General features: G+C 72.3%; 13 protein-coding genes. 8 read left to right on the top strand and 5 right to left on the bottom strand.

Annotated features, from left to right (window positions below; genetic code table 11):
• Positions 1 to 6 precede the first annotated feature (6 nt).
• Positions 7 to 414 carry a hypothetical protein gene (locus DLJ47_RS05910; protein ID WP_109899067.1) on the bottom strand — a complete coding sequence of 136 codons (408 nt, stop codon included), beginning with the start codon at positions 412 to 414 and terminating at the stop codon, positions 7 to 9.
• 174 nt (positions 415 to 588) lie between these two features.
• Here DLJ47_RS05910 and DLJ47_RS05915 point away from each other — a divergent pair, with 174 nt between their 5' ends.
• Both DLJ47_RS05915 and DLJ47_RS05925 read left to right on the top strand, forming a co-directional pair.
• Entirely contained in the window at positions 589 to 2631 is a 2043-nt protein-coding gene (locus DLJ47_RS05915; RefSeq protein WP_109899068.1) for a glycerophosphodiester phosphodiesterase family protein, read from the top strand.
• A gap of 281 nt (positions 2632 to 2912) precedes the next feature.
• The gene (locus DLJ47_RS05925) at positions 2913 to 3200 is read left to right on the top strand and encodes a hypothetical protein (RefSeq protein ID WP_172899536.1); all 288 of its coding nucleotides are present in this window, start codon (positions 2913 to 2915) and stop codon (positions 3198 to 3200) included.
• A 100-nt stretch (positions 3201 to 3300) separates the two neighbouring features.
• Here the strand turns inward: DLJ47_RS05925 and DLJ47_RS05930 are convergent, their stop codons facing one another.
• The 3 genes from DLJ47_RS05930 to DLJ47_RS05940 form a co-directional block, all read right to left on the bottom strand.
• Positions 3301 to 4251 carry a sporulation protein gene (locus DLJ47_RS05930; protein ID WP_088995205.1) on the bottom strand — a complete coding sequence of 317 codons (951 nt, stop codon included), beginning with the start codon at positions 4249 to 4251 and terminating at the stop codon, positions 3301 to 3303.
• A gap of 100 nt (positions 4252 to 4351) precedes the next feature.
• The gene (locus DLJ47_RS05935; protein WP_109899075.1) at positions 4352 to 5128 is read right to left on the bottom strand and encodes a DeoR/GlpR family DNA-binding transcription regulator; all 777 of its coding nucleotides are present in this window, start codon (positions 5126 to 5128) and stop codon (positions 4352 to 4354) included.
• A gap of 37 nt (positions 5129 to 5165) precedes the next feature.
• Positions 5166 to 7169, bottom strand: coding sequence for a beta-galactosidase (locus tag DLJ47_RS05940; protein WP_109899069.1), 2004 nt, complete (start codon positions 7167 to 7169; stop codon positions 5166 to 5168).
• A gap of 280 nt (positions 7170 to 7449) precedes the next feature.
• Between DLJ47_RS05940 and DLJ47_RS05945 the strand changes: the two genes are divergently transcribed.
• From DLJ47_RS05945 to DLJ47_RS05970, 6 genes are all read left to right on the top strand, one after another.
• Positions 7450 to 8778: an ABC transporter substrate-binding protein gene (locus DLJ47_RS05945; protein ID WP_109899070.1), complete on the top strand. Its 1329-nt coding sequence runs from the start codon at positions 7450 to 7452 to the stop codon at positions 8776 to 8778.
• A gap of 22 nt (positions 8779 to 8800) precedes the next feature.
• A complete protein-coding gene (locus DLJ47_RS05950) occupies positions 8801 to 9757 on the top strand; it encodes a carbohydrate ABC transporter permease (RefSeq protein WP_109899071.1) in 957 nt (318 codons plus the stop codon).
• A complete protein-coding gene (locus tag DLJ47_RS05955) occupies positions 9754 to 10668 on the top strand; it encodes a carbohydrate ABC transporter permease (RefSeq protein WP_109899072.1) in 915 nt (304 codons plus the stop codon). Before DLJ47_RS05950 ends, DLJ47_RS05955 begins: the two co-directional genes overlap by 4 nt.
• Entirely contained in the window at positions 10665 to 12800 is a 2136-nt protein-coding gene (locus DLJ47_RS05960) for an alpha-galactosidase (RefSeq protein ID WP_109899073.1), read from the top strand. The genes DLJ47_RS05955 and DLJ47_RS05960 overlap by 4 nt, the downstream gene beginning before the upstream one ends.
• A gap of 133 nt (positions 12801 to 12933) precedes the next feature.
• On the top strand, positions 12934 to 13326 hold the full coding sequence (locus DLJ47_RS05965; protein ID WP_231928898.1) for a YciI family protein: 393 nt from the start codon (positions 12934 to 12936) through the stop codon (positions 13324 to 13326).
• Between the two features lie 3 nt (positions 13327 to 13329).
• Positions 13330 to 14598 carry an RNA polymerase sigma factor gene (locus DLJ47_RS05970; protein ID WP_109899074.1) on the top strand — a complete coding sequence of 423 codons (1269 nt, stop codon included), beginning with the start codon at positions 13330 to 13332 and terminating at the stop codon, positions 14596 to 14598.
• Between the two features lie 79 nt (positions 14599 to 14677).
• Here DLJ47_RS05970 and DLJ47_RS05975 read toward each other — a convergent pair.
• On the bottom strand, positions 14678 to 15003 hold a 326-nt coding region (locus DLJ47_RS05975), incomplete at its 5' end, for a cellulose binding domain-containing protein (RefSeq protein WP_199235717.1).

Consider the following 15003-nt stretch of genomic DNA (forward strand, 5'->3'; position numbering starts at 1 on the left):
GGTGGGCTACTCGGTGGTGGTGTTGCCGGGACCGGTGGCGATGGTGGACTGGTCGCTCGTGGAGCCGCCGGCCGGCGTGCTGAGGCCACCGGTGGTGGCGTCGCCGGTGGTGGTCGGGGCGACCTTGCCCGGATGCCGCTCCGGCTGGCGGGCCAACCGGCGCACGCTCGCCGGGCCGGCGGTGCCGCCGGTCGTGGTGACCGCGCCCTGACCCCGGGTCGGGCCGCCGTCGCGCAGCACGGTGGGGTCGACCCTCACGTGCGCCGGGTCGTCCGGGTCCTCCTCCTGCCGCACCCGCTCCACGTCCGTACGGGGCACGGTCACCTCGTCCAGGGCGCCCTCGCCGTACACACCGCCGGCGATCCGGTTCTCCGCCTGCCGGGCGGCGTCCTGTCGCATGTCGTCCTCACGCACGATCCATCACCTCGCAAAAAGGGTCGGTCTCTGTGCGTGCCCGACGACCGGGCGGCCAAACCCCCACCGCCGGTTCACCGGGGTGTCGTCCACCGCTCGCCTGCCGGCCGCCCCGGCTGCCCATGCTGACCCGCGGACCGGCGGGAGATCCCCGCCGGAGGGAGAGAGGACAGCGTGCGCACAGTACGCCGTACCGCCGTCGCGGCCCTGGCGGCGGCGACCGTGGCGACCGGTCTCGCGGTGCCCGCGGGGGCGAAACCGCGACCGGACCGGACATTCGACGTGCAGGCCCACCGCGGCGGCCTGGGGTTGCGGGTGGAGAACACCCTGGCGTCCTTCGGCAACGCGCTCCAGCTCGGGGTGAGCACCCTGGAACTGGACGTGCAGATCACCGAGGACGGGCAGGCCGTGGTCACCCACGACCGGAAGGTCAGCGGCGCCAAGTGCGTGGACACCGCCCCGGTGACGCCGGGCGACCCGGAGTACCCGTACGTCGGGAAGTACGTCAACACGCTCACCCTGGCCCAGGTGCGGACCCTGGACTGCGGGTCACGGACGCTGGCGGACAAGCCCGGCCAGCTCGCCGTGCCGGGCGCCCGGATGCCGCTGCTGCGCGAGGTCTTCGCGCTGGTCAAGCGTTACCGGGCGGACGACGTGACGCTCAACGTGGAGACCAAGGTGGAGGCCGGCGCGCCGACCGAGACCGCCCCGCGGGAGCAGTTCGTGCAGGTCACCGCGGCCGAGATCCGGCGCGCCGGGCTGCTGAAGCAGGTGACCGTGCAGAGCTTCGACTGGGGTGCGCTGATGCGGATGCGCCAGGTCGAACCGCGGCTGCCGCTGGTCGCGCTGACCAACTACGACTTTTTGCAGACCGGCCAGCCGGGCGTCTCGCCGTGGCTGGGCGGGCTCGACATCGACGACTTCGGCGGCGACCCGATCCGGGCCGTACGCAGCTTCGGCGCCGACGCCTTCTCGCCGGTGCACGGCTTCCCGCAGAACGGCACCGTCACCGACCCGGGCTACCGCCCGTACGTCACCCGGGAGATGGTGGCGCGGGCACACCGCCACGGCCTCAAGGTGATCCCGTGGACGGTGGACGACGTGCCGACGATGGCGAAGCTGATCGACGACGGCGTGGACGGCATCATCACCGACTACCCGGACCGGCTGCGCGGCCTGCTCGCGCAGCGCGGCCACCGGCTGCCGAAGGCGTACGCCTCGCCGTTCGACGTGCAGGCGCACCGGGGCGGTCGGGCCACCCGCCCGGAGAACACCCTGCCCGCCTTCGCGCACGCGCTGCAGAACCGGGCCATCTCCACTCTGGAGCTGGACACCGGGGTGACCGAGGACGGCACGCTGGTGGTGCTGCACGACCGGACGGTCAACGGGTCGCACTGCGTCGACACCGCACCCGTCCGCCCCGGTGACCCGGAGTTCCCGTACGTGGGCAGGGCGGTGCACGAGCTGACCCTGGCGCAGCTCAAGACGATCGACTGCGGCACGCGGACGCTGCCCGAACTGCCCGCGCAGGTGCCCGCCCCGGGCGCCCGGATCCCCACCCTGGACGAGGTCTTCGCGCTGGTGCGGCGAAGCGGCCGGGACGACGTCCGGCTGAACATCGAAACCAAGATCAGCCCCCTGGTGGCCGACACCGAGCCGTACCGCAGCTTCACCCGCAAGCTGGTCACCGCGATCGAGCGGGCCCGGTTCACCGACCGCGCGACCATCCAGTCCTTCGACTGGCGCACCATCCGGTACGCGAACACGCTGAACAAGCGGATCGGCACCGTCGCGCTGGTCTGGCAGTACGGCCCGGCCGAGTGCGCCAGCCTCACCGACGAGTGCTCGCTCCAGGCGGTGTACGGCGACCGGTCGGTACGCAGCCCGTGGACCGGTGGGCTGGACTGGTGGCGGCACCGGGACCTGGGCCGGCTGACCCGGGCCGCGGGCGCCGGCACCGTGTCGGCGAACTGGCAGGTGCACGACCCGGCGCAGGGCACGGTGGCGGACGCCGACTGGTACCTGCGGGAGAACCCGGCATACTTCCACGGACCGGACGTGGCGACCCTGCGGGATCGGTACGGCCTGAAGGTGGTGCCGTACACCGTCAACGACGCCCGGGTGATGCAGCGGGTGATCGACCTCGGCGTGGACGGCATCATCACCGACGACCCGGACCTGCTGGTCGCCGTGGCCATCCGCAACGGCCTGCGCTGAGGTGCCCCGCCGGTGGCACCGGGCTCCCGGTGCCACCGGCGAATCCCGGATTTCCGCCGGTGACCCGGTGTTACTGCCTCGGGGGGTCGGGTAGTCGGGGGGTGCCCCCGCCATGAACGCGAACCGTGCCGTGGCCGAAACGCGGTAGCGGGGCGAGGGAGTGCAGGTACCGACTCATCGCATCCGAGGAGGACAAGATGAGCACGCAGGCTGCATCCACCAGGCCGATAAACCGGCCCGCGCAGGACGTGCAGAACCGCGCGATGCAGGAAACCCGGCCGATGCCGGTGATGGGTGACGGTCACCGGGAGCAGATGCCGTCTCCGGGTACGGAGACCAAGCACTCGTTCCTGACCACCGAGTTCTGGATCTACGCCGCCGCGACAGCGGTCCTGGTGATCGCCGCGTTCTGGCGGGGTCCGGAGACCAACGGGTTGAACCTCAACAACCCGAACCAGGTCTGGTGGTACCTGTCCATCCTGACCGGTGCGTATCTGATCAGCCGGGGTCTGGCGAAGGCCGGCTCGGCACGCCGTTCCGGCGAGGAGCGCAAGACCCGCGGGCGTTGACCGCGTGACGGCCGGTGGCCTCCGGGAGCTGATCCCGGAGGCCACCGGCCTCTTCGTACCCGCCGTCCGATGTGCTCGCGCCATCGCAGGCGGGAGCGGGTCACTCCTCGAACCCGCCGAAGTCCGCACCGAAGTCGCCCTCGAAGGCGTCCTCGATCATCTCGCCGGCGATCATGCCGCCGGCCACGCCGAGCGCCGCGCCGGCGACCATGCCGCCCATGCCGTGGCCCCGACCGCGGGCGTGCGGCACGCCGAAGCCCTGGGCGCGCAGGCTGCCGTAGCGGGAGGTGGTCTCCCGCAGCCAGCCGTCCACCACCTGCGCCCAGTCGACCCGGTCGGCGTCGGTGTGCGGGACCCGGTAGCGGCCGAAGGCGTCGTGCCCGGCGCTGAGGAAGCCGCCGCGCTTGTCGCACTCCAGGATCACGTCCACGCCGTCGCGGCTGGTGACGAAGGTCAGCTCCACCTCGGTGACGGTCTGCGCGTACTGCGGCGCGGCGAAGAACTCGATCTCCTGGTAGAAGGGGAGCGTCTGCTGCACCCCGTGGATCCGGCCGCGCTCCAGGTCGGCGTGCTTGAACCGGAAGCCGAGCCGCTGGAACGCCTCCAGGATCCGCTCGTGCACCGGCAGCGGGTGGACGTTGACCTGGTCGAGGTCGCTCTTGTCGACCGCCCGGGCCACCGCCAGCTCGGTGCGCAGCCCCATGGTCATGCCCCGCAGCCGCTGGCCGTAGACGTCGGTGATCGGGGTCTCCCACGGCACCGGCAGCTGGAACGGGATGGCGAGCTGCTGCTTCGGGGCCAGCTGGAGCGGCCCGCTGACCACCATCCGGTGGAACTCCATGATGCCGGCGTACTCGGTGTCGCCGCCCTCGATCTCGACCCGGGTGACCAGCCCGAGCACGACCTGCTCGATGTTCGCCTGCGCGTCCCCGCCGAGCAGGTTGACCTGGCCCTCCAGGGTCAGGCCCGGGCGGGTGTTCGGGTTCGTCAGGACGGTGTCCACGCTGGGACCGCCCACGCCGAGCGCGCTCAACATCTTCTTGAAGACCATGCGAACTCCCGTGCCCCCGGTCCCGCTCCACCCTGGAACGGGACGCTCACCCGGCACCCTAACCGCCGCCGCTGTGAGGTGCCTGGGAGGCGCGACGGGCTCACTCCACGTCGACCACGATCAGCTCACCGACCTGCTCGCCGATCGCGGCCCGCGCCTCGGTCGGCAGCCCGCCGTCGGTGATCAGCACGTCCGCGTCCTCCAGCGGGGCGATGGTGGCGATGCCGATGGTCTCCCACTTGGTGTGGTCGGCCAGCACCACCAGCCGGCGGGAGGCGTTGATCAGGCAGCGGTTGACTCCCGCCTCCAGCAGGTTGGGGGTGGTGAAGCCGGTACGTGGGCTCATCCCGTGCACGCCGAGGAAGAGCAGGTCGACGTTGAGGGCGCCGATCGCCGCCTCGGCCACCGGCCCGGTCAGCGCGTCCGACGGGGTGCGGATGCCGCCGGTCAGCACCACCGTCTGGTCCGCCCGGGGGTTCTGGTAGAGCGCGTCGGCGACCGGGATCGAGTTGGTCACCACGGTCAGCCCGCGTACGTCGGCGAGCAGGGTGGCCAGCGCGGCCGTGGTGGTGCCGGCGGAGAGCGCGATCGCCATGCCGGGCTCGACCAGGGCGGCGGCCCGCTCGGCGATGGCCCGCTTCTCGGCCTGCTGGCGGATCGACTTGGCGGCGAAGCCGGGCTCCTCGGCCGAACCGGGGCCGGCCAGCGTCGCCCCGCCGTGCACCTTGTCGACCAGACCCCGCTCGGCGAGCACCTCCAGGTCGCGCCGGATGGTCATGTCCGAGACTCCGAACCGGCTCACCAGGTGACTGACCCGTACCCCGCCGCGCTGGCGGATCAGCTCCAGGATGGCGGTCTGCCGCTGCTGGGCCAGCATCTGGGTAACCTCCTTCGCGGCCGTCACTGTCCCGGCCTCACGCCGGCCCGGCGGCCCGGTCCTCGCGGACCACGGCCACCTCCCCGGCCGGTACGACCACCTCACCGGCGCACCGCCCACCGGTCAACAGCTCGGTGCCGGTGGCGTCGAGCCGGGCGGGCGCGTCGGTGTGGTTGACCACGAAGAGCCAACTGCGGTCGCCGTCGCGGCGGCGCACCACCTCCACGCCGGGCGGGGCCGCCGCGGCCGGACGTACGCCGGCCTCGGCCACCAGCCGGGCCACCAGGCGGTCGGTGGCCGGCTGGTCCAGCCGGGTGCCGAGGTACCAGGCGGCGCCGGCGGCGACCGGGTGCCGGGTCAGCGCCGGCACCCCCGGCAGCGGCCCGTCGGCGTACGCGGCGAGCACCTGGGCTCCCTCGGCGTGCAGCCACTCGGTCCACACGTCGGCGGTCGAGCCGTCGTCGAGGCGGACCCGCTCCCCCTCCCGCAGCGGGAAGAACTCCTCGGTGCGGACGCCGAGCAGGTCCCGGAACGCGCCGGGGTAGCCGCCGAGCCGGACGTGGTCGTGCTCGTCGACGATGCCGCTGAAGTAGGTGACCAGGGCGGTGCCGCCCGCGGACACGAAGGCGCGCAGCGCCGCGGCGTGCGCGTCGCGGACCAGGTAGAGCGTGGGCACCAGCACCAGCCGGTAGCCGGAGAGGTCGGCCGACGGGTGGACGATGTCGGTCGTGACGCCGGCCCGCCAGAGCGAGTCGTAGAGCGCCCGGAGCCGGTCGCCGTAGGTGACGTCGACGCTGGGGTGGGAGTCCAGCTCGGCGCCCCACCACGCCTCGTAGTCGAACAGGATGGCCACCTCGGCGTCCACCCGGCTGCCGCGTACCTCGGCCAGGTTGGCCAGGTCGGCGCCGAGCCGGCACACCTCGCGGAACACCTTGGTCTCCGGCCCGGCGTGCGGGACCAGCGCGGAGTGGAACTTCTCCGCGCCGGCCCGGGACGCCCGCCACTGGAAGAAGAGCACGCCGTCGGCGCCACGGGCGACGTGCGCCAGGCTGTTGCGGCGCAACTGCCCGGGCGTCTTGGCGACGTTGCGCGGCTGCCAGTTGACCGCGCTGGTGGAGTGCTCCATGAGCAGCCACGGCGCGCCGCCGGCGACGCCGCGGGTGTGGTCGGCCGCCAGCGCCAGCCCGACGTGCGCGTCCGGGTCGGCGGCGGTGAGGTAGTGGTCGTTGGCGACCAGGTCCACGTCGGACGACCAGGAGTGGTAGTCGAGGTACTTGATGCCGGTGCCGATCATGAAGTTGGTGGTGACCGGTTGCCGCACCAGCCGGCCCAGCACCTCGCGTTCGGCCCGCAGTTGGGCGCGCTGCTCGTCGGAGGAGAAGCGCAGGAAGTCCAGCTGCTGGGTGGGGTTGGCGAAGGTGGGCGCGAGCCGTGGCGGGTTCACCTCCGCCCAGTCGCCGTAGCGCTGGCTCCAAAAGGTGGTGCCCCAGGCGTCGTTGAGCCGGTCCAGGTCGCCGTACCGTTCGCGCAGCCAGCGACGGAACGCCTCGGCGCTGACCTCGCAGTAGCAGTGCACGTTGTGGCAGCCCAGCTCGTTGGAGACGTGCCACATCACCACCGCCGGGTGCTCGGCGTAGCGGGTGGCGACCGCCTCGACCAGCGCGAGCGAGCGCTCGCGGAACACCGGCGAGCTGGGGCAGTACGCCTGCCGGCCACCCGGCCAGAGCACCGCGCCGTCGGCCCGCCGGGGCAGCGTCTCCGGGTGCCGGTGGGCCAGCCAGGGCGGCGGGCTGGCGGTGGCGGTGGCCAGGTCCACCTGGATGCCGCCGCGGTGCAACACGTCCAGCGCCCGGTCCAGCCAGCCGAACTCGAACCGGCCCGGCTCCGGTTCCAGCAGCGCCCAGGAGAAGATGCCGACCGAGACGAGGTTGACCCCGGCGCGGCGCATCAGCTCGACGTCCTCGGCCCAGGTCTGCTCGGGCCACTGCTCGGGGTTGTAGTCGGCACCGAAGTAGATGTGATCGCCCTGCCATCGCCGCATGGCAGCAGAGCGTGCCCCGACGACGTCGGCAAGTCAACAGTTTCCAACATCGACCAGGTTTCCAACGTTTACCTCGTAACGGCCTTGTCACGACTGGGTTATCGGCCCCTGACCTACCCCTTGACAGCGACGGATCGGCGAGTAGCTTGAGGCGCCACTGGCAGTTCGTGTTCGCCAATGTGGATTCACGGTGGATCCGGATGTGGGATCACGACCGGCCGGCCCCGCCACCACTGACGGCCCTCGGGCGCAGCGCACCTTCTCATCCGCAGGAGGCACCATGTCCCGTCCCCGATCCCACGCCGAGTACCTGGCCCGTCTCGTACCGCCCTCCGTCGCCGGCCTGCACCGGCGGTCCCTGCTGGCCGGCGCGGCCGGCGCCGGCGCGCTGCTCGGCACCGGCCTGCTCGCCGGCTGCGGTGGTTCCGACTCCGGTGGGTCGGGCGGCAAGACCGTCACCCTGGGCTCCAACCAGTCCGACCCGAAGCCGAAGGACGTCATCGCCAAGGTCATGGACGGGTTCCAGACCTCCTCCGGCCTTCAGGTCTCGATCAACACCGTCGACCACAACACGTTCCAGGAGAACATCAACAACTACCTCCAGGGCAAGCCGGACGACGTGTTCACCTGGTTCGCCGGCTACCGGATGCGCTTCTTCGCCGCCCGCGGGCTGGCCGGCGACCTCAGCGACGTGTGGGGCAAGCTCTCCGGCTACTCCGACGCGTTCAAGAAGGCGTCGACCGGCGACGACGGCAAGCAGTACTTCGTACCGGCGTCGTACTACCCGTGGGCGATGTTCTACCGCAAGTCGGTCTGGCAGCAGCACGGCTACCAGGTGCCCAGGACGCTCGACGACCTGACCAACCTCGCCGGGCAGATGAAGAAGGACGGGCTGATCCCGATCGCCTTCGCCGACAAGGACGGCTGGCCGGCGATGGGCACCTTCGACATCCTCAACCTGCGGATCAACGGCTACCAGTTCCACGTGGACCTGATGGCCGGCAAGGAGGCGTGGACCTCGGACAAGGTGAAGAAGGTCTTCGACACCTGGGCGGGTCTGCTGCCGCTGCACCAGCCGGACAGCCTCGGGCGCACCTGGCAGGAGGCGGCCCAGTCGTTGCAGCAGAAGAAGTCCGGCATGTACCTGCTCGGGCTCTTCGTGGGCCAGCAGTTCAACAACGACGAGCAGGACGACCTGGACTTCTTCACCTTCCCCGAGATCGACCCGGCGATCGGGGCCAAGGCCCTGGACGCGCCGATCGACGGCTACATGATGGCCCGCCGCCCGAAGGCGGAGGAGAACGCCAAGAAGCTGCTGGAGTACCTCGGCTCGAAGGCGGCCGCGGACATCACCGTGAAGAACGACCCGAGCACCCTGGTCGCCAACGGCCAGGCCGACACCGGCGGCTACACCGCACTGCAGAAGAAGGCCGCCGAGCTGGTCGGCTCGGCCACCGAGATCGCCCAGTTCCTGGACCGGGACACCCGCCCGGACTTCGCCTCCACGGTGATCATCCCGGCCTTCCAGCAGTTCATCAAGGACCCGAAGGACATCAGCGGCCTGCTGACCAGCATCGAGAACCAGAAAAAGTCGATCTTCACCGACTGACGGCGAGAGGGGGAGGACAACCGTGTCCGACCTGCCCCTGATCCAAGCGGATCGCGCCGTGCCGTCGCCGGCCGCGGCCACCCCCACGGGTGGCCGTGGCCGCCGGCTACGGCTCCTGTCCCGCACCGACCGCGTGGTGATCGCGCTGATGGTGCTCGTACCGCTGCTGCTCGTCGTCGGCCTGGTCTGGCTGCCGGCGCTGGCCACGGTGGCCCTCTCCGGCACCAACTGGGACGGCATCGGCCCGTTGAGCGAGATCGAGTGGGTCGGCGGGCGCAACTACGCCGACGTCGTCCAGATCTACCCGCCGTTCGTGCCGGCCGTGCAGAACAACCTGCTCTGGCTGGCCGCGCTGTTCGTGGTGGCCACCCCGCTGGGGATGTTCCTGGCCGTGCTGCTCGACAAGGAGTTGCGCGGCAGCCGGTTCTACCAGACCGCGCTCTACCTGCCGGTGGTGCTCTCGCTGGCGCTGATCGGCTTCGTCTGGCAGTTGCTCTACTCGCGCGACCAGGGCCTGATCAACGGGGTGTTCGGCACGGACGTCGACTGGTACGGCGACCCGGACGTCAACATCTGGGCCGTGCTGGTCGCCTCCGCCTGGCGGCACGTCGGCTACATCATGCTGCTCTACCTGGCCGGGCTGAAGGGCGTCGACCCGTCGCTGCGCGAGGCCGCGGCGGTGGACGGCGCCTCCGAGGCCAGCACCTTCTTCCGGGTGGTGTTCCCGGTGCTCCGCCCGATCAACATCATCGTGCTGGTGGTGACGGTGATCGAGTCGCTGCGCGCGTTCGACCTGGTCTGGGTGGTCAACAAGGGCCGCAACGGGTTGGAACTGCTCTCCGCGCTGGTCACCCAGAACGTGGTCGGCGAGGCCAGCCGGATCGGCTTCGGCTCGGCGCTGGCCACCATCATGCTCGTCGTCTCGCTGGTCTTCATCACCATCTACCTGGCCACCGTGATGCGGGAGGGGCGCCGATGAGCACCGCGACGACGACCCGCGCGGGCGACCTGACCGCCGCGCCGCGCCGGCAGCGCCGGCCGCTGCGTCCGCAACGGGTGGTGTTGCACGTCTTCCTCACCGCGGTGGCGCTCGGCTGGCTCTTCCCGATCCTCTGGGCGGTGCTGACCTCGCTGCGCTCCTACGAGTACACCGCCGCGAACGGGTACGTGTCGTTCGGCGGCTGGACGCTCGACAACTACGTCACCGCCTGGCGGACCGCCGAGTTCGGCCAGCACTTCCTCAACTCCGTCTACATCACGGTGCCGGCGGTGCTGCTGACTCTCTTCCTCGCCTCCTGCGTGGCGTTCGTCATCGCCCGGTTCAGCTGGAAGGTCAACATCGTCCTGCTCGGCCTGTTCACCGCGGCGAACCTGCTGCCGCAGCAGGCCCTGCTGATCCCGCTGTTCCGGCTCTTCACCCAGGTGCCGCTGCCGGCGTTCATGAGCGACTCGGAACTGCTGTACGACAGCTACTGGGGGCTGATCCTGGTCAACGTCGCCTTCCAGTGCGGCTTCTGCGTCTTCGTGCTCAGCAACTACATGAAGGCGCTGCCGCGCGACCTGTACGAGGCGGCGATGGTCGACGGGGCCAGCGTCTGGCGGCAGTACTGGCAGGTCACCATGCCGCTGTGCCGGCCCGCCCTGGCGGCGCTGGCCACCCTGGAGGTGACCTGGATCTACAACGAGTTCTTCTGGGCCACCGTGCTGATGCGCACCGGCGACAAGTTCCCGGTGACCAGTTCGCTGAACAACCTGCGCGGCGAGTTCTTCACCGACAACAACCTGGTCTCGGCCGGCTCGGTGCTGGTCGCGATCCCCACCCTGGTCATCTTCTTCCTGTTGCAGAAGCAGTTCGTCCGGGGGCTGACGTTGGGGGCTTCCAAGGGATGACGATCGTCCACCTGCACCGCGGCGGGACGCACCTGGTGCTCGACGCGCGTGGCCCGGGCCTGCCGCGCGTCGTGCACTGGGGCGGCGACCTCGGCCCGCTCGACGCCGACGGCCTGCGGCAACTCGCCGAGGCGAGCGTCGCGCCCGTGGTGCCGAGCAGCTTCGACACGCCCACCGTGCTGTCCCTGCTGCCCGAGGCGAGCGCCGGCTGGGGTGGCCGCCCCGCGCTGGCCGGGCACCGGGACCGCACCGCCTGGTCCACCGCGTTCCGGCTGGACGACCTCGACATCGCCGACAGCGGCACGGGATCCGCCCGGGTCACCGTCCGGGCGGTCGACGCGGACGCGGAGCTGTCGCTGGCCGTCGAGATCGAGCTGGACCCGACCGGGCTGCTGCTGCTGCGCCACCGGCTGCGCAACACCGGCGCCACCGGGTACGAGCTGCGCGAGCTGACCCCGGTGCTGCCGGTGCCGCCGGTCGCCACCGAACTGCTCGACCTGACCGGCCGGTGGTGCCGGGAACGCGCGCCGCAGCGGCACCCGTGGCCGATGGGCGCCTGGGTCCGGGAGGGCCGGCACGGCCGTACCGGACACGACGCCACCCTGCTGCTGGTCGCCGGCACGGCCGGGTTCGGGTTCGGCCACGGCGAGGTGTGGGCGGTGCACACCGCCTGGAGCGGCGACCACGTCACCTTCGCCGAGCGGCGGCCGACCGGCGAGTCCACGCTCGGCGGCGGCGAGCTGCTCGCCCCCGGCGAGGTGCTGCTCGCCCCCGGCGCGGAGTACGCCACCCCGCTGCTCTACGCGGCCTGGTCCGACGCCGGCCTGGACGGGTTGAGCGACGTGCTGCACACCCACCTGCGCGCCCGGCCGGGACACCCGCGCAGCCCCCGCCCGGTCACCCTGAACGTCTGGGAGGCGGTCTACTTCGACCACGACCTGGACCGGCTGCGCGCGCTGGCCGACCACGCCGCCGAGATCGGGGTGGAACGGTTCGTGCTCGACGACGGCTGGTTCCGCGGCCGGCGCGACGACACCGCCGGGCTCGGCGACTGGTACGTCGACGACGGCGTCTGGCCGGCCGGGCTGCACCCGCTGATCGAGCACGTCACCGCGCGCGGCCTGCGGTTCGGGCTCTGGGTCGAGCCGGAGATGGTCAACCCCGACTCCGACCTGTTCCGCGCCCACCCCGACTGGGTGCTCGCGGTGCCCGGCCGGCTGCCCCCGCCGTGGCGCAACCAGCAGGTGCTCGACCTGGCCAACCCGGCGGCGTACGGGTACCTGCTGGACCGGCTGGACGCGCTGCTCACCGAGCATCCCGGCATCGGCTACCTCAAGTGGGACCACAACCGGGACCTCACCGACGCCGGCCACCACGGCCGGCCCGGCGTGCACGAGCAGACCCTCGCGGTCTACCGGCTCCTCGACGAGCTGCGCCGCCGCCACCCGGCCGTGGAGATCGAGAGCTGCGCCTCCGGCGGCGCCCGGGTCGACCTGGAGATCCTCGCCCGCACCGACCGGATCTGGGCCAGCGACTGCAACGACGCCCTGGAGCGGCTGGCCATCCAGCGCTGGACCGGGCTGCTGCTCCCACCCGAGCTGGTCGGCAGCCACATCGGACCGGAGCGCTCGCACACCACCCACCGGGTGCACGACCTCGGCTTCCGGGCCGCCACCGCGCTCTTCGGCCACTACGGCATCGAGTGGGACATCGGCTCCGTCGAGCCCGCCGAGCGGGCCGAACTGGCCGCCTGGGTGGCGCTGCACAAGCGGCTCCGCCCGCTGCTGCACGCCGGGCGGGTGGTCCGGGTGGACCACCCCGACCCCGCCGTCTGGGCGCACGGCGTGGTCGCCCACGACCGCTCCCAGGCGGTGTACGCGGTCACCCGGCTGGCCACCTCGGTGGCCCAGGCGCCCGGCCCGGTCCGGCTGCCCGGTCTGGACCGGCGGCGCCGCTACGCCGTCCAGCCGGCGGGGGACGTACCCGGGCCGGCGACCCTGGACCGGGTGCCGCCGCCGTGGCTGGCCACCGGCGCGACGCTGACCGGCGCGGCGCTGGGCACGGTCGGGTTGCAGCTGCCCGCGCTGCACCCGGAGCAGGCGCTGCTGCTGGAGGTCACCGCGCTGGACTGAGGCTCCCCCGGCCCGGCCGGAGATCCGCCGGAAATTTCTCCGCGGGGATGTCGAGAACGGGTGCGCCTGCTTCTACCTCAGGGTGAGAGCACCGATGATGGTGCGCAGACGTGAGGAGCCAGACGTGAAGTACATGTTGCTGATGCAGTTCAGCTCGGCGGGCACGGACTTCCCCTCGATCGAGACGTGGACGCCCGAGGAGATCCAGGCGCACATCGGCTTCATGGGGGACGTCAACGCGAAGCTGGTCGCCGACGGGGAGTGGGTCCAGGGCGAAGGGCTCGCCGGGCCGGCGCAGGCGAAGATCGTCCGGGCCGGCGCGGACGGGGCGCCGGTGGTCACCGAGGGCCCGTTCGCCGAAACCAAGGAGTTCCTCGCCGGCTGGTGGATCGTCGACACCGACAGCCCGGAGCGGGCCGTCGAGATCGCCGCGCACATCTCCACCGCGCCCGGCCCCGGTGGCCGTCCGCTGAACATGCCGATCGAGGTGCACCCGGTGATGTCCGCACCACCGCAGGAGATGTGACGACTGTCCGCACCTGACCGAGGTGTCGAGGACCTGCTGCGCGAGCTGGCGCCGCAGGTCCTCGGCGTGCTCGCGCGCCGGTTCGGTGACTTCGCCACCGCCGAGGACGCGGTGCAGGAGGCGCTGCTGGCGGCGGCGACCCAGTGGCCGGGCGACGGGGTGCCGGACAACCCACGCGGCTGGCTCATCCAGGTCGCGTACCGCCGGATGGTCGAACTGGTCCGCGGCGAGGCGGCCCGGCGGCGCCGGGAGGATCTGGTCGCCCGGCGCGAACCGGACGACCGGCAGGTCGTGCCGGCGGCCGACGAGCAGCTGACGGCCGACCGCGACGACACCCTGGTGCTGCTCTTCCTCTGCTGCCACCCGGCGCTCTCGCCGGCCTCGCAGATCGCGCTGACCCTGCGCGCGGTGGGCGGGCTCAGCACCGCCGAGATCGCCCGCGCCTTCCTCGTGCCCGAGGCCACCATGGCCCAGCGGATCAGCCGGGCCAAGCAGCGCATCCGCAGCTCCGGCCTGCCGTTCCGGATGCCGGACGAACGGGACCGCGAGCGGCGGCTGGCCGCGGTGCTGCACGTGCTCTACCTGATCTTCACCGAGGGGCACACCGCCAGCCTCGGCCCGGACCTGCGCCGGGTGGACCTGGCCGAGGAGGCCATCCGGCTGACCCGGGCGATGCACGCGCTGCTGCCTGACGACAGCGAGGTCACCGGCCTGCTGGCGCTGATGCTGCTCACCGACGCCCGCAGTGCGGCCCGGACCGGGCCGACCGGCGAACTGATCTCCCTGGCCGAGCAGGACCGGAGCCGCTGGGACGCGGCGCTGATCGCCGAGGGCGTCGCACTGGTCACCCGGGCGCTGCCGCGCGGGCCGGTCGGGCCGTACCAGCTCCAGGCGGCCATCGCGGCGCTGCACGACGAGGCGCCCACCGCCGGGCAGACCGACTGGCCGCAGATCCTCGCTCTGTACCAGGTGCTGGAACGGCACTCCGCCAGCCCGGTGGTGGCGCTGAACCGGGCGGTGGCCACCGCCATGGTGCACGGTCCGGCCGCCGGGCTGGACGCCCTCGCCGCCCTGGCCGACGACCCGCGGCTGGCCGGGCACCACCGGCTGCACGCGGCCCGCGCCCACCTGTACGAGATGGCCGGCGACCGGGATCGCGCGGTGCACCACTACCGGGTGGCCGCCGGGCTGACCACCAGCCTGCCCGAGCAGCGCTACCTCACCGTACGGGCCGCCCGGCTCGCCACCGCCGAGGGCGTCACCCGGGCCTGACCCGCCGTTCCGTCGGGTGCCGGACCCGGCGGGGTGGCCGGGCCCACGCGCGGGCCCGGCCACCGGTGTTGCTCGCCGGTCAGCTCGCGGCGCAGGTCACCGCGGGCACGGCGTTGGCGCCGTTCCAGCTGGCGATGAAGCCGAAGCTGGTGCTCGCGCCGGCGCCGAGCCGGCCGTTCCAGTCCACGTTGCGCGCGGTGACCGCCGACCCGCTGCTGGTCAGCCTGGTGTTCCAGGACTGGCTGACCGCCTGGCCGTTGGCGAACGTCCAGGTCGTCGTCCAGCCGGTGATGGCGGCCGACCCGGCGGTCACCTTCACCTCGCCCTGGAAGCCGCCCGGCCACTGGTTGACCACCGTGTAGCTGGCCGTGCACCCGCCCGGCGGCGGGGTGGTCGGGGGCGGCG

Source organism: Micromonospora sp. S4605 (genome assembly GCF_003176715.1).
Taxonomy (GTDB): Bacteria; Actinomycetota; Actinomycetes; order Mycobacteriales; family Micromonosporaceae; genus Micromonospora; species Micromonospora echinaurantiaca.

Excerpts from the sequence above, each read along its gene's own strand:
- DLJ47_RS05930 (WP_088995205.1), bottom strand. The coding sequence starts at position 4,251 with ATGGTCTTCAAGAAGATGTTGAGCGCGCTCGGCGTGGGCGGTCCCAGC.
- DLJ47_RS05940 (WP_109899069.1), bottom strand. The coding sequence starts at position 7,169 with ATGCGGCGATGGCAGGGCGATCACATCTACTTCGGTGCCGACTACAAC.
- DLJ47_RS05960 (WP_109899073.1), top strand. The coding sequence starts at position 10,665 with ATGACGATCGTCCACCTGCACCGCGGCGGGACGCACCTGGTGCTCGAC.
- DLJ47_RS05955 (WP_109899072.1), top strand. The coding sequence starts at position 9,754 with ATGAGCACCGCGACGACGACCCGCGCGGGCGACCTGACCGCCGCGCCG.
- DLJ47_RS05935 (WP_109899075.1), bottom strand. The coding sequence starts at position 5,128 with ATGCTGGCCCAGCAGCGGCAGACCGCCATCCTGGAGCTGATCCGCCAG.
- DLJ47_RS05925 (WP_172899536.1), top strand. The coding sequence starts at position 2,913 with ATGCCGGTGATGGGTGACGGTCACCGGGAGCAGATGCCGTCTCCGGGT.
- DLJ47_RS05965 (WP_231928898.1), top strand. The coding sequence starts at position 12,934 with ATGTTGCTGATGCAGTTCAGCTCGGCGGGCACGGACTTCCCCTCGATC.
- DLJ47_RS05945 (WP_109899070.1), top strand. The coding sequence starts at position 7,450 with ATGTCCCGTCCCCGATCCCACGCCGAGTACCTGGCCCGTCTCGTACCG.